Origin of the sequence: Vagococcus fluvialis (assembly GCF_003337315.1) — a bacterium.
Classification (GTDB): Bacteria; Bacillota; Bacilli; order Lactobacillales; family Vagococcaceae; genus Vagococcus; species Vagococcus fluvialis.
On sequence record NZ_QPJV01000006.1, the window covers coordinates 156,384 to 170,775 of the forward strand.

The 14,392-nt window shown below is 32.2% G+C and carries 11 protein-coding genes and 2 pseudogenes; 10 read left to right on the forward strand and 3 right to left on the reverse strand.

Annotated features, from left to right (window positions below):
* The first annotated feature begins 4 nt into the window (after positions 1-4).
* The 7 genes from lpdA (at position 5) to DFR54_RS07935 (ending at position 10,690) form a co-directional block, all read left to right on the forward strand.
* Positions 5-1,411: a dihydrolipoyl dehydrogenase gene (gene lpdA, locus DFR54_RS07905; RefSeq protein ID WP_114289750.1), complete on the forward strand. Its 1,407-nt coding sequence runs from the start codon at positions 5-7 to the stop codon at positions 1,409-1,411.
* Positions 1,412-1,521: 110 nt separating this feature from the next.
* Positions 1,522-3,294 (forward strand): MFS transporter, encoded by a 1,773-nt coding sequence (locus tag DFR54_RS07910; RefSeq protein ID WP_114289751.1) that lies wholly within the window; start codon positions 1,522-1,524, stop codon positions 3,292-3,294.
* Between the two features lie 161 nt (positions 3,295-3,455).
* Positions 3,456-4,925: a sulfatase-like hydrolase/transferase gene (locus DFR54_RS07915; protein ID WP_114289752.1), complete on the forward strand. Its 1,470-nt coding sequence runs from the start codon at positions 3,456-3,458 to the stop codon at positions 4,923-4,925.
* A gap of 182 nt (positions 4,926-5,107) precedes the next feature.
* A complete protein-coding gene (pyrG, locus tag DFR54_RS07920; RefSeq protein WP_114289753.1) occupies positions 5,108-6,700 on the forward strand; it encodes a CTP synthase in 1,593 nt (530 codons plus the stop codon).
* Between the two features lie 123 nt (positions 6,701-6,823).
* Positions 6,824-8,011, forward strand: coding sequence for a glycine C-acetyltransferase (locus DFR54_RS07925; protein WP_114289770.1), 1,188 nt, complete (start codon positions 6,824-6,826; stop codon positions 8,009-8,011).
* A 22-nt stretch (positions 8,012-8,033) separates the two neighbouring features.
* Complete coding sequence (locus DFR54_RS07930; protein WP_114289754.1) at positions 8,034-8,987, forward strand: L-threonine 3-dehydrogenase; 954 nt, start codon at positions 8,034-8,036, stop codon at positions 8,985-8,987.
* Positions 8,988-9,175: 188 nt separating this feature from the next.
* Complete coding sequence (locus tag DFR54_RS07935) at positions 9,176-10,690, forward strand: DUF1846 domain-containing protein (RefSeq protein ID WP_086342471.1); 1,515 nt, start codon at positions 9,176-9,178, stop codon at positions 10,688-10,690.
* 249 nt (positions 10,691-10,939) lie between these two features.
* On the opposite strand, the pseudogene DFR54_RS07940 reads toward DFR54_RS07935, so the two are convergent.
* Positions 10,940-11,149 (reverse strand): annotated as a pseudogene (locus DFR54_RS07940) (AAA family ATPase); the annotation flags it as partial.
* Positions 11,150-11,169: 20 nt separating this feature from the next.
* Positions 11,170-11,709, reverse strand: a complete 540-nt coding sequence (locus DFR54_RS07945) for a cysteine hydrolase family protein (RefSeq protein ID WP_114289755.1) — start codon at positions 11,707-11,709, stop codon at positions 11,170-11,172.
* Between the two features lie 120 nt (positions 11,710-11,829).
* Between DFR54_RS07945 and DFR54_RS07950 the strand changes: the two genes are divergently transcribed.
* From DFR54_RS07950 to lepB, 3 genes are all read left to right on the forward strand, one after another.
* Positions 11,830-12,225 carry a winged helix-turn-helix transcriptional regulator gene (locus DFR54_RS07950; RefSeq protein ID WP_170126941.1) on the forward strand — a complete coding sequence of 132 codons (396 nt, stop codon included), beginning with the start codon at positions 11,830-11,832 and terminating at the stop codon, positions 12,223-12,225.
* Positions 12,226-12,509: 284 nt separating this feature from the next.
* Positions 12,510-13,133 (forward strand): hypothetical protein, encoded by a 624-nt coding sequence (locus tag DFR54_RS07955; protein WP_114289757.1) that lies wholly within the window; start codon positions 12,510-12,512, stop codon positions 13,131-13,133.
* 105 nt (positions 13,134-13,238) lie between these two features.
* Entirely contained in the window at positions 13,239-13,742 is a 504-nt protein-coding gene (gene lepB / locus DFR54_RS07960) for a signal peptidase I (RefSeq protein WP_167798959.1), read from the forward strand.
* A gap of 279 nt (positions 13,743-14,021) precedes the next feature.
* Here lepB and DFR54_RS13540 read toward each other — a convergent pair.
* Positions 14,022-14,246: pseudogene (locus DFR54_RS13540) on the reverse strand (transposase); the annotation flags it as partial.
* Between the last annotated feature and the right edge of the window lie 146 nt (positions 14,247-14,392).

The window sequence follows — 14,392 nt, forward strand, 5'->3', positions numbered from 1 at the left end:
AAGCATGGTAGTAGGAGATTTCGCAGTAGAATTAGATACAGTTGTTATTGGAGCTGGACCTGGTGGTTATGTAGCAGCAATCCGTGCTGCTCAAATGGGTCAAAAAGTTGCTATTATTGAACGTGAATACATTGGCGGCGTTTGTTTAAACGTCGGCTGTATTCCATCAAAAGCTTTAATTAGCGCTGGACACAGATTCCATGAAGCAAAACATTCAGAAATTTTTGGTGTAACAGCTGAAAATGTATCTTTAGATTTTGCTAAAACTCAAGAGTGGAAAAATAACGGAGTTGTTAATAAATTAACAACAGGTGTTAAATTCTTACTTAAAAAGAATAAAGTAGAAGTTATTGAAGGGGAAGCATTCTTTGTAGATGCTAACACATTACGTGTTATCACTGAAGAAAGTGCTCAAACATACTCATTCAATAATGCAATCGTGGCTACAGGATCTCGTCCAATCGAAATCGGTGGATTCAAATTTGGTAACCGCGTAATCGATTCAACAGGTGGATTAAACTTAACAGAAGTTCCTAAAAAACTTGTCATCGTAGGTGGTGGTGTTATTGGAGCTGAATTAGGTGGAGCATATGCTAACTTAGGAGCAAACGTGACTATTTTAGAAGGTTCACCACAAATTTTACCTACTTTTGAAAAAGATATGGTTAAATTAGTTGAAAAAGATTTCAAAGAAAAAGGTATTACTGTTGTAACTAAAGCAATGGCTAAAGAAGCTATTGACAATGGTGACAGCGTAACAGTTAAATATGAAGCAAATGGCAAAGAAGAAGCAATCGAAGCTGATTACGTAATGGTAACAGTTGGTCGTCGTCCAAACACTGATGACTTAGGTTTAGAAATTGCTGGAGTTGAAATGACTGAACGTGGTTTAGTTAAAGTAGATAACCAAGGACGTACAAATGTACCAAGTATTTGGGCAATTGGAGATATCGTTCCTGGTGCTGCATTAGCTCATAAAGCAAGTTATGAAGCTAAAATTGCTGCTGAAGCTATTTCAGGTAAAGCAGTTGCTATTGACTATATCGGTATGCCAGCAGTGGCTTTCACTGATCCAGAATTAGCAACAGTGGGTTATACTGAAAAAGAAGCTAAAGAAGCTGGCTTAGAAGTGAAAGTATCTAAATTCCCATTAGGTGGAAATGGCCGTGCTATCTCTTTAGATAAAATGGATGGATTCGTTCGTCTAGTAACAACTAAAGAAGACAATGTTTTAGTTGGTGCTCAAGTTGCTGGTGTTAGTGCTAGTGATGTGATTGCTGAATTAGGACTTGCAGTAGAATCTGGTATGAACGCAGAAGATATCGCATTAACAATTCACTCTCATCCTTCATTAGCTGAAGTAACAATGGATGCTGCTGAATTAGCATTAGGTTTACCAATTCATATGTAATTTAGAAAACGACATTCTTATGAGTGTCGTTTTTTTGGTCTTTAGACTGATGTGAAAAGGGATAAATTTTGCTAAAATTAAGGTATTAAAAGTTTGAAGGAGTGGTGTAGTTGAGTATTGGTTTGTTGGTTATTACCTTAAAATTTAGTGTAGGATTTTTACTAGCTATTATTTTAGGTGTTGTTTTTAGAGAAAAGGGAGAACCATTTAAGAAAAATGCCTTAACAGGATTAAAGGTCTCACTTGTTTATGTCTTAGTATCATTTATTTATATTTACTTTGTCTTACCTTCCCAGTCATTGAATCAATTATTGTTTTATAATTTAATTGGTTTAATTTTAGGGAGTTTATTTACGTTTGCAACCTCTTTTACTGAGAAAGTAGTTATCAATCAAGGAAGTGAGAGAAAGAAAAGGGAATTTACTTTTCAAAAAAGCAAACAAAAATTATTGATTTTTTCTGTTTTAGCAATGATTATTTTTTTAATTGGAACACCGATTATGAGAATTTTTAGTATTGATGAAATTTATGAAACAATTCCTGTTAAAAAAGTGGAACAAACTGAAGAGTTAAAATCAACGAAAGAAACCCCGATTGCTATGTCTACAAAAAGCGCTCGAAATAAAATGCAAAAGATGATGAGTAGTGTACCTAATTATAGTGGTTACCAATTGGGAACAACAACAGCACAATTAATTGATGGAGAGTATGTTTATATAGCAGGTCTAGAATATCGTGGTTTTTGGAAATGGAATAAATACAAAAAAGTACCTGGTTATTTCAAAGTAAGCGCAACAGATATCAATGCCCAACCAGAGTTTGTTGAAAAAGAAATGGCCTATGTACCAAGTAGTTATTTATGGCAAGATGCTGAAAGAAAAATCTACGCTAAATCATCTAACTTAACACGAATTGGTGCTGTTAACCTTGAAATTGGTGATGACGGAACACCTTACTATGTTCAAAGTTTGTATAAAGAATACGGATTAAGTGGTAAGAAAAGGTATGATGAATTTAAAGTAGCTGTTTTAAATAGTGTAACTGGTGAAACTAAAGTTTATGATTTAAAAGATACACCAGCAGAAATTGACGCGCCGTTAACAAGTGCTGTAGCTAGTAGCATGAATCGTTATTACGGTAAATATGGTAAGGGTTGGCTTAATAGCTTATTTTCTAAAGATGATGTTAAAGTGCCAACAACAAATGGCATTTATTCATCAGGAGCTGTAACACCTTTAGTATCTAAAAATGGAGAGCTACTTTATTTCACTGATTTTACCAGTGATGATGAAAAACAAGATAGTGCCTTAGGTTACAGTTTAATTAATGCAAGAACAGGTACAATGGAGTTTTATCGTGACACTAAGGGAATGATGGATAGTGATGGTGCGATTGCGATTTCAGAGAAAATCTATCCTGAAAAAAAATGGGAAGCTAAGATGCCAATTTTATATAATATTGAAGGAGTTCCGACTTGGATTATTTCCTTATTAGATACAAATGGTATTTTTAAAGGTTATGTTTACATTTCGGCAACGGATAGTGATATTTTAGTTGATGGAGATGATGCTGAAAAAACACTTCAAGCCTATAAAATGAAGTTAAGTTTAAAAGGCAGCAATAATAAAAATACTGAAATTGGGGATCTAACTCCGATTACAGGTACTGTCACAAGAGTGAATCAGGTAGTAGTTGATGGCAATCAAACAATTTCATTTATGTTAGAGGCAGATGAAAATATTTACCGAATTAGCGCAAGTAACAATGTTTATAGTATGTTTTTAAAAGAGGGAGATAAAGTTTCTTTTGAAGCGAATATTCAAGAAGACGACTTGATTACCACACTTGAAGATATGACTATTGAAACAGTAACACCTAAATAAAAAAGTAGAGGTTGTGACTTATAATGTCATAATCTCTTTTTATGTTTAAATGGTCATTTTTTCTTCTTTTTTAAATATACATATTGAAAGCCTTACCAAAGAAAGCTAAGATGTAGTGAAGGAAATAAGAAAGAAGGTTTCTCTAGATGAAATAACCTAATATTTTATTTATTTTAACGGGTCAACAAAGAAAAGATACTTTATCAACTTATGGTGACTTAGTTAGCCAAACACCTCACTTAGATCAGTTGTCTGAGGAAAGTGTAGTTTTTGAAAATGCTTATATGACTTGTCCAATTTGCACACCAGCTCGTGCAACTATTCAAACGGGGCTATATCCGATTCATCATGGTATGATTACCAATTCTTATAATTATGGCAATATGGTTCAAGAATTAGCTGACATAGTTACTTTATTAAGTCGCAGATTAGAAAAAATTGGCTACAGACCTGGTTATACTGGAAAGTGGCATTTAGGTAGTGGAGTGGAGAATGTCAAAAATGATTGGTACATTCAAAAATATATGGGAGATATTGAATTTCCAGAGTATACCCTTAAAAATGATTCCGTTCCAACAAAACATGGCTATGTAGGAGATGATTTTCCGGGGCATGGGTTTGGTGGTTATGTTTATGAAGAATATAAAGAATATCTAAAAGAAAAAGATTTAACATTAGAATTTGGAGATGTTTTAAAAGGCCATTACGAAGAACATCAAGCTGCTGCCATATTAAGTGGAATTGAAACATCTATTGAGCATTTTTTAATTGAAAGAACTAAACAGATTATTGATTCTTTTAGTGAAGACAAGCCTTGGTATTTCCAACTTAACTTTTGGGGGCCACATGATCCTTACTTTGCTCCTCAGGAATTTGTTGATTTATATCAAGAGGAAAAAATTGAACCTTGGAAAAATTTTACGGGAGATAGTGCTAATAAACCTAAAATTCATTTAGTTAAAAAAGGAAATATTACTACTTTTGAAGATGTAGAACCTTTTGTTAAGTATTATTTTTCTTGTGTAACTCATATTGATTATCAAGTTGGTAGATTGTTAGAATACTTAAAAGAAAAAGAAATATATGATGAAACGTTAATTATATTTAGTGCTGATCACGGAGAATCATTAGGAATTCATGGTGGACTCTGTGACAAAGCTTTATTTATGTATGAAGAAACCTGTAGTATCCCATTATTTATTAAAAAACCATTCCAAGAATCTAGTGAACGAGTGTATGAATTAGTTTCCAATGTGGATTTGTATTCGACAATTTTAAATTATGCCGGCTATAGTTTTGAAGAAAGTAAGCGTGATGGGATGTCTTTAAAACCACTTCTAGAAAAAGAGCCAATTGATTGGCGAGATGTTGTTGTGACTGAATGTTCTGGTATTAGGAGTATTCTTCATTCTCAGCGGATGATTCGAAAAGGTGATTTAAAATATGTCTTTAATGCTAGTGATACAGATGAGTTATATGATTTATCTGAGGACCCTTATGAATTAATTAATCAAATTGATAATCTGAGTTATAAAGAGGCAGTAGTTGATATGAAAAAAGGTCTACTTAACTGGATGGAAGAAAATAACGATAATTTAATTAATGAATACCGATTACTAGCTTTAAGATAACGAAGGTTATAAATAAAAAAATATTGACTTTTTTTTCTTAGGGATGTAAAGTATTTGTTGGGCACCCTTTGAAAAGGGTCAGAAGTGAACGGAAATAATCGCTCCCTTATTCTTGAATTAGAATAGGGGAGTTTTTTGTTTTTCTAAGTTTCTCCAAATTAGAAAGAAAGAGGGAAAGATTCATGACAAAATACATTTTCGTAACAGGCGGCGTTGTTTCTTCAATAGGTAAGGGGATTGTGGCTGCGTCATTAGGAAGACTACTAAAAAATAGAGGGTTGAATGTAACCATTCAAAAATTTGATCCTTACATTAATGTAGACCCAGGGACAATGAGTCCTTATCAACACGGAGAAGTATTTGTCACAGATGATGGAGCAGAGACAGATTTAGATCTTGGTCATTATGAGCGTTTTATTGATATTAATTTAAATCAATATTCTAATGTAACAACTGGTAAAATCTACTCAGAAGTTATTAGAAAAGAACGTAAGGGAGAATATTTAGGGGGAACGGTTCAAGTAATTCCTCATATTACTAATGAAATTAAAGAAAAAATGATGCGTGCTGCTAGTACAACGGATTCAGATATTATTATCACAGAAGTTGGGGGGACTGTTGGTGATATTGAATCATTACCCTTTTTAGAGGCACTTAGACAAATGAAAGCTGACGTTGGTAGTGATAACGTGATGTATATTCATACAACCTTAATACCATACTTAAAGGCAGCTGGTGAAATGAAAACAAAACCAACACAACATAGTGTTAAAGAGTTGAGAAGTTTAGGTATTCAACCAAATTTACTTGTTTTACGAACTGAGCAGCCATTAAGTGAGGGAACTAAAGAAAAATTAGCACAATTTTGTGATGTTTCAAAAGAATCAGTGATTGAATCTTTAGATGTAGATACTCTGTATTCTATTCCGCTAAATTTACAGGCTCAACAGATGGACCAAATTGTCTGTGATCATTTAAAAATTGATGCACCAGTAGCGGATATGACAGAGTGGAAAACTTTAGAGAAAAAAGTATTAAGTTTAAAGAAAAAAACAAAAATCGCCTTAGTCGGAAAATATGTTGAGTTACCAGATGCGTACCTCTCAGTTGTGGAAGCTTTAAAACATGCTGGTTTTGCATATGATAGTGATATTGAGATTGATTTTATTCAAGCAGAAGATGTGAATAAAGATAATGTAGCTGAAAAATTAAAGTCAGCATCAGGCATTTTAGTGCCGGGAGGTTTTGGTGACCGTGGTTTATCAGGAAAAATAGAAGCTATTAAATATGCCAGAGAAAATGACGTTCCATTTTTAGGTATTTGTTTAGGGATGCAACTAGCTTGTGTTGAGTTCGCTAGAAACGTGATTGGTTTAGAAGGGGCGGACTCAGGTGAAACTAATCCAGAAGCAGAACATAAAATTATAGATTTAATGCTAGAACAGGAAGCAGTTGAAAATTTAGGTGGCACTTTAAGATTAGGTGCTTATCCTTGTCATTTGAAAAAGGGAACAAAGGCTTTTGAAGCTTATGAAGGCCAAGATGTTGTTTCAGAAAGACACCGTCATCGTTATGAATTTAATAATGATTACCGTGATATCTTTGAAGAAGCCGGCTGGACATTCTCAGGTTTATCACCAGATGGTTCTTTAGTAGAAATTGTTGAGTTAAGTCAAAATAAATTTTTCGTAGCAGCTCAATTTCACCCAGAATTAATCTCACGACCTAATAGACCGCAAGCATTATTTAATTCCTTTATTAAGGCTTCATTATAGGAATGAAAGGGTTTCTATTTTAAGACCATTTTTATTAGAATTCAGTTCTTTTTATCAAATCGAAGATGAAAAAATGATATACTAGATTTATTAATAATCAGGGGGTATTAGTTTATGAGTTTTATGAGTCCAAAACTGGAAGAGTTTTTAGATGAAGGATTAGATGGGTTAAAAGAAAAAGGGTTGTATTCAACAATTGATGTACTTGATGGTGCTAATGGACCTGAAATTACAATTAACGGTCAAAAGAAAATAAACTTAGCTTCAAATAACTATCTAGGATTTGCGACACATCCTGATTTAATCGAAGCTTCAAATAAAGCAACTGAGGAATACGGAGTTGGAGCTGGAGCTGTTAGAACGATTAATGGAACTTTAGCGATTCACCGTGAATTAGAAGAACGTATTGCTAAATTTAAAGGAACTGAAGCAGCGATTGCCTTTCAATCAGGTTTTAACTGTAATATGGGAGCTATCTCAGCTGTTATGAATAAAGATGATGCTATTCTTTCAGATAGCTTAAATCACGCCTCAATTATTGATGGTTGTCGTCTATCAAGAGCTAAAATTATTCGTGTTGAGCACTCAGATATGAAAGATTTAGAAGAAAAAGCTAAAGCAGCTGTTGAAAGTGGACTTTACAAAAAAGTTATGTATATTACTGATGGTGTTTTCTCAATGGATGGCGATGTTGCCAAAATGCCTGAAATTATGGAGATTGCTGAAAAATACAATTTAATTGTTTATGTAGATGATGCTCATGGTTCTGGTGTGTTAGGTGGCGGAGCTGGAACAGTTAAAGAATTTGGTTTATCTGATAAAGTTGATTTCCAAATGGGGACTTTATCTAAAGCAATTGGTGTTGTTGGAGGATATGTAGCAGGCTCTCAAAAATTAATTGATTGGCTAAAATCCCAAGCGCGCCCATTCCTGTTCTCAACATCATTAACACCAGGGGCTGCAGCCGCAGTTATTAAATCAATTGAACTAATGGAACAGGACCCAAGCCATGTTGAAAAGCTATGGGATAATGCCAACTACTTTAAAGAAAAATTAAAAGGAATCGGTTATGATGTTGGTCAGTCTGAAACACCTATTACACCAGTAATCTTAGGTGATGAAAAATTAGCTCAACGCTTTGCTCAGCGTTTAATCGAAGAAGGGGTTTATGTTAAGCCAATTGTTTTCCCAACAGTTCCTTTAGGTACGGGACGAGTTAGAAATATGCCAACAGCAGCTCATACAAAAGAGATGCTTGATGAAGCAATTAGTATTTACGAAAAAGTCGGAAAAGAAATGGGAATAATTTAGTTTATTGTAAAGGTGGAAAATTATGAAACGAATTATTGTAACGGGCTGTTTAGGACAAATTGGTTCAGAGTTAGTTTATCGATTACGACAAGAAAAAGGTAACGACAATGTTCTAGCTACAGATATTAGAAGACCAAAAGGCCATCCAGTTGTTGAAAATGGCTTGTTTGAAACCTTAGATGTATTAGATGAAGAGAGAATGTTTGAATTAGCAAGTGAATTTAAAGCTGATACGATGATTCATTTAGCTTCTCTTTTATCTTCAGTAGCAGAGGATAAACCACAAATTGCATGGCATATAAATATGACTGGTTTAACTAATGCACTTGAAGTAGCCAGAAAATTAAACTTACAATTCTTTACTCCTAGTTCAATTGGTGCTTTTGGTACAGAAACACCAAAAATCAATACACCACAAGACACTCTACAACGTCCAAAAACAATGTATGGTATTACCAAAGTAGCAGGTGAGTTACTTTGTGATTATTATTATTCTAAGTTTGGTGTTGATACAAGAGGTGTTCGTTTCCCTGGTTTGATTTCTTATGATACCTTACCAGGTGGAGGTACAACAGATTATGCGGTTGAAATATATTATGAAGCTTTAAAAACTGGCAGCTATGTTTGCCCAATTGGAGCAGGAACAGTTATGGATATGATGTATATGCCTGATGCCATTGATGCTATTATTGATTTAATGGGAGCTCCAGCTGAAAAATTAATTCACCGAAATGCTTTTAATATTTCTGCCATGTCTTTTGACCCAGAAGGTATTAAAAGAAGTATTCAAAAAGTTTTACCCGACTTTACAATGACTTACGATGTTAATCCTAAATTACAAGGTATTGCAGATTCTTGGCCAGATACATTAGACTGTAACTGTGCTAAATCTGAGTGGTCATTCTCACCTAAATATGATTTAGATAAGATGACTGAGGATATGTTAGAAAAACTAAAACTAAAATTAGAACTATAAAATTAGTTTAAGGGACTGTGAACGTAAGTACTTACTTATGTTTGCAGTCCCTTTAATAATTAATAAATGAATTTATTGTTTTTTTATGATAAGCTATTTAAGGATAAATAAAAGAGTAAATTTCAAGTTGGTATAAAAGTTAATTTGATTTATAATTACTACTTGAATAATTTTATGGAGGGATCATCGTGAAAAAAATTGGATTTGATTCTCAAAAATACATTGAAGAGCAATCGAAATATATTCTAGAGAGAGTAAATGATTACGATAAGCTATATCTTGAGTTTGGTGGGAAGCTAATTGGAGATAAGCATGCTAAACGAGTTTTACCAGGGTTTGATGAAGATTCAAAAATAAAGATCCTTCAAAAATTAAAAGATAAAGCAGAAGTTATTATCTGTGCTTACGCAGGTGATATTGAGCGCAATAAAATCCGTGGTGACTACGGTATAACTTATGACATGGATATTTTAAAATCAATCGATGAATTTACTGAGTATGGCTTAAAAGTAAATAGTGTTCTTATTACACGTTACAGTGGACAACCTGCTACTAAAGTATTTATTAACAAGCTAGAAAAAAGAAATATTAAAGTCTATACTCATGAGGCGATAGAGGGATATCCTTATAATATTGATCAAATTGTTAGTGATGAAGGATTTGGAAAAAATCCTTATATTCCAACCACTAAACCAATTGTAGTAGTTACAGCACCAGGAGCTGGAAGTGGTAAATTAGCAACAAGTTTAAGCCAAATTTATCATGAGAGTAAACTTGGAAGAATTGCTGGTTACTCTAAGTTTGAAACTTTCCCAGTGTGGAATGTGCCACTTAAACATCCTCTAAATATCGCTTATGAGGCTGCTACAGTGGACTTAAAAGATGTTAATATGATTGACTCATATCACTATGAAGCTTACGGAGAAGTAGCTGTAAACTATAATCGTGATATTGAAACTTTCCCAGTTATCAAAAGAATTATTGAAAGAATTACGAATAAAGAATCAGTCTTCAAATCTCCAACTGATATGGGAGTTAACCGTGTTGGTTTTGGTATTATTGATGATGAAGTTATCAAAGAAGCATCTCGTGAAGAGATTATTCGTCGTTGTTTTGATACAGAATGTTTCCATAAACGTGGAATGGTTGATGACGATGTTGTTAATCGTATCCAAGTAATTATGGAAGAGATGGAGCTTAAAAAAGAGGACCGTCACCCAGTTGTTCCAGCAAGAGATTACGCAGCTAAATTAAAACAAGAGAAAAATTTACTAGGATTAACTCCTGTTTCAGTTATGGCTTTTGAGTTACCTGATGGTCAAATAATAACAGGTCGTTCAACTGATTTAATGGATTCATCAGCGGCAGCTATCCTTAATTCTATTAAATATCTAGCTAATATTTCAGATGAGATTCTATTATTATCGCCAGTTATTTTAGAAACTATTCGTAAAATGAAAGACGTTGATTTAAGAAGTAAGATTACGGCTTTAAATGCTAACGAAGTGCTGATTGCTTTATCAATTAGTGCTGTAACAAATCCAACAGCTCAAATTGCATATGAAAAATTATCTGCATTAGAAGGAACTCAAGCTCATTCGACAGTTATGTTAAACAAAGATGATGAGCAAATTTTAAAACGATTAGGGATGGATATTACAAGTGATCCAGTCTTTTCATCAGAAAATTTATTTTATATTTAGAAATATAGGAAATAGAGGGCTCACCACCTAAAAGGGTGAGCCCTCTATTTTATTTGGTGAGAGCAGAGAGATAGAGTCTTAATTTAGATAAGCAACTAAAGAATGGCTAAAAGATAGCTAAGATAGTCTAAAAGTTAAAATAAAAACTATAATAATTAATTTAACGGGTTTGTCAATTATAGTTTTATTTGGCAATATTTCAATAATTAAATGGCATTCTCTAAATTAGTAGAAAATGCCATTCTTTTTTTATATACCTATCACTAAACTATCCCTTGCAGCTTCAACTACATCAACGGTAATAACATCCAAATTATTAATCTTCAGTATTCTATCAATTTGAGCAAACAGTCGGTGAATTAACCTGAAATTCCCCTTAGTTATTTTTATAATAGTAGTAATAGCTTCATAATCAGAAAAATCTTCTAATTTTAAATCAATTCCTAAATCACTCGATTTTCTGCACACTCATACTATTATTATTTTAAATATTTATTTGTAGTTACTACGTTAGAAAAATTAGTTAATGCTGATAAAAAAGAAAGTTGTACATTTTCAGCGTTGATCTCATGATTTTTAAACGTTAAAGATTTTGTTGCTGTTGCGTCAGAAATCAGTATTGGATCATAGCCATATTCTTTACTAGCCCTTGTCGTAGAATCTATACACATGTGAGTCATCATACCAGTGATAATTACTTGTTGAATATCTAAGGTTTCTAAAACTTCTTTTAAATTCGTTTTAAAAAATGAATTTGGAAACTGCTTTTCTATAATAATTGAAGAACTATTTATCTTCAATTTCTCATGTAGAAGCACACCTTTTGTTCCTCGTTCGAAAAAATCAGCACTACCTTGTTCTTTAATATGTTGAACATAGATAATTGGTTGCTTTTTTTCGATAAAATAGTCTTCTAATTTATTTATTTTCATAAGAGCCTCTTCTGGTAAATGAAGTTCCATCTTACCATGTTTAAAGTAGTCATTTTGCACATCTATAATTAGTAGAGCTTTTTTCATATGATCACCATTTCTTTTCTTTTTTGTTATAATTTAATATAAAGAAACAAGATGTCAAAATAAATAGTCTATTGAAAAAGAAAAGTACAATTTACTTTCATTGTGAAGAAAGGAATACTTATGGATATTACAGATGAAAAAATTCTAAATCTACTAAAACAAAACAGTAAACTAACAAATAAAGAAATAGGCGAAGTTGTTCACATGACAGGTCAAGCAGTTGGGAGTAGGATATTAAAATTACAAGATGAGGGTATTATTCAAGGATTTAGTATTGCTATAAGGTATCAGCACACTCAATATATTAGATTTTTTATGGACTCAAATAAATATGTAGATTTTGAAAAATTTGTAAATCAGCATAAAGAAATTGAAACATTTCATAAAGTTTCAGGACAAGCCTGTTACATGCTAATTAGTCATTTTACAGAAAAAACATTACCTATATTCATAGAAGATATATCAAAATGGGGACGTTATAATGTAGAAACATTTGTTGCTGATAAAATAAATTAGAGTATTTCTTAGTGCCATTTATTAGCTAAAATATTGCTAAATAAAACTAAAATTGACACCCTGATAGTGTGTATAAAAAAATAAATATGAATCTTTATTAGAGTGTATATATTTCTAAATTAAGAAATATGTTTAAAAAGTAGTTAAAAAATCAAAAAAAATATTAAAAATTTTTTGTTATTAAAAACAAGTAAAACCTTTTACTTGTTTTTTTAATACTTCCATTTATTAAAATTTGAATAGTAAAAAAATGCAAAAAAAAGAAATAAGGGACTGAACTTAGAATGAACTCGATAGAACTGCTGTTAATCATTAGTTTTGGCTTGTCTTTATTTCTGATGTTAACAGGAATAACATTACTGGGTTGTAGTTACTATTACCAACAAAAAAGTCGTCTTTTAGTGTCTGGTAAACGCATTAAAAATAAAAGAAAAAAACGTCAATTAGAAGCATACCGCTTCTATAGCCAAAAATTATTATTATGTGGTGGTATTTCTGATTATGTTATGTATAATCAGCAAATGACTATGTCTAAAGAAGATCAAAATGCTCTTGTTGACGGGTATTATTTAACTGCCGATTTTGAAAAAGAACTTCAAACTATCTTAGAAAAGGACATTGATGAAACTAAGTCGATTCAAAATATTCAGAGTTTAGGTAGTTTAATGGCTAGTTATAGTAGTAAAAAGGCCAATCATTTAACTCAGCAAAAGGGCCAGCAAAAATTTAATAAATACTATCAAACCATTAAAGAGTTAGGAATTAATGCCACAACACAATCTCAGGAGATGGTTACTAATAAAGAAATATTGGATAACTATTTAGTAGACGTCAAAAAAGTTGAAGGTATTCAAAAAGATATATTTAAATTTTATAAAGTAGATGAAACAGAGTTAGAAAAAAATTAGTTTAGGTGATATTATTGGTAAAAAAAAAGAAAGATACCTAATAAATCTTATCAAAAAAGAAAAAATAACAAACTAAATAAGTCTAAAGTAAGTGTTTGGGATATCTTGTTAGCTACAGTAATAAGTGTATTTATTTTTACTAGTCTGTTCACTTTATTTTTTCCAATTAGAGTCGTCAAAGGAATTTCTATGAGCCCTATAATTAGGTCTAAGGAAAAAATAATAGTGTCTAGATTTTATAGAAATATTAATCGCTTTGATGTGGTCTCAATTAAAGCAGGAAATCAGTGTGAATCTAAACGAGTTATTGGTTTACCAGGGGAGCGGGTGAGATATTCTGATAACATTCTTTATATAAATGAAGAAGTGGTTGAAGAAACTTATTTAAGAGATCAATTAAATGAATACCATCAACGTGGTGAAGTATTAACACAATCAGTAGGTGAGGAGAACAGTTTTGAATCTGGGGTGATTCCTAAAGGATACTACTTTGTTTTAAGTGATAATCGTTCAGATGCCAGTGATAGTCGTCAGTTTGGTTTTGTGTCAGGATCAGACATTAAGGGAAAAATTTTCTACTCATTGTTATCTTTTAATCCAATTCGTTAAAAGAAATATTATATATTTACCTATTGTTATATTATTCTAAAAAAAGATATCCCTATAGGCTATCTCAGATTGAAGACAAACCAGTTACTCATAAAGAGTAATTGGTTTGTTTTTTGTATCTTATCATTATTTTTGATAAAATTCCCAAAATAGATAAAAAAATAGAGCCCTTCAGGTCTGTTAATATAAGCATTTTCGCTAATTTTTTAATGTTAAGGCATGCGAAAGTGAGCCCAATTTTCATGTGCATTTTTTCTTTCCCAATTAAATTAGTGTAACGTAAGCTATGTCTTCACAACGTTCCATATCATTTTCCCATAAATGTCGTTGAATTAATTTCCTCTTTTCTTTCGACTCGGTACAATAGGCAATCAAAGGGCATTGACTACAATCAGTCATATTACTTTTGTATTCACGATATCCGTCTCTGTTAGTTGTTGTATAGCTTAAAATTTTCATAGTAGGGCAGATATATTGATCGTAGTATTCATCGTAAACATAATCATATTTTTTATTATTTGCATGTGCTTTTATATGAGTACCATCAATAAATATTTCAGAAGTATCCACTAATTCAGCTTCAATACACTGTTCTAATATGCCGTAAAATATTTGTTCAAAGATATCTGTACCACGAAATCTTCTAGAAT

Coding starts and splice junctions, on each gene's coding strand:
- lpdA (WP_114289750.1), top strand. CDS start 5: ATGGTAGTAGGAGATTTCGCAGTAGAATTAGATACAGTTGTTATTGGA.
- pyrG (WP_114289753.1), top strand. CDS start 5,108: ATGACAAAATACATTTTCGTAACAGGCGGCGTTGTTTCTTCAATAGGT.
- DFR54_RS07925 (WP_114289770.1), top strand. CDS start 6,824: ATGAGTCCAAAACTGGAAGAGTTTTTAGATGAAGGATTAGATGGGTTA.
- DFR54_RS07930 (WP_114289754.1), top strand. CDS start 8,034: ATGAAACGAATTATTGTAACGGGCTGTTTAGGACAAATTGGTTCAGAG.
- DFR54_RS07945 (WP_114289755.1), bottom strand. CDS start 11,709: ATGAAAAAAGCTCTACTAATTATAGATGTGCAAAATGACTACTTTAAA.
- DFR54_RS07950 (WP_170126941.1), top strand. CDS start 11,830: ATGGATATTACAGATGAAAAAATTCTAAATCTACTAAAACAAAACAGT.
- DFR54_RS07955 (WP_114289757.1), top strand. CDS start 12,510: ATGAACTCGATAGAACTGCTGTTAATCATTAGTTTTGGCTTGTCTTTA.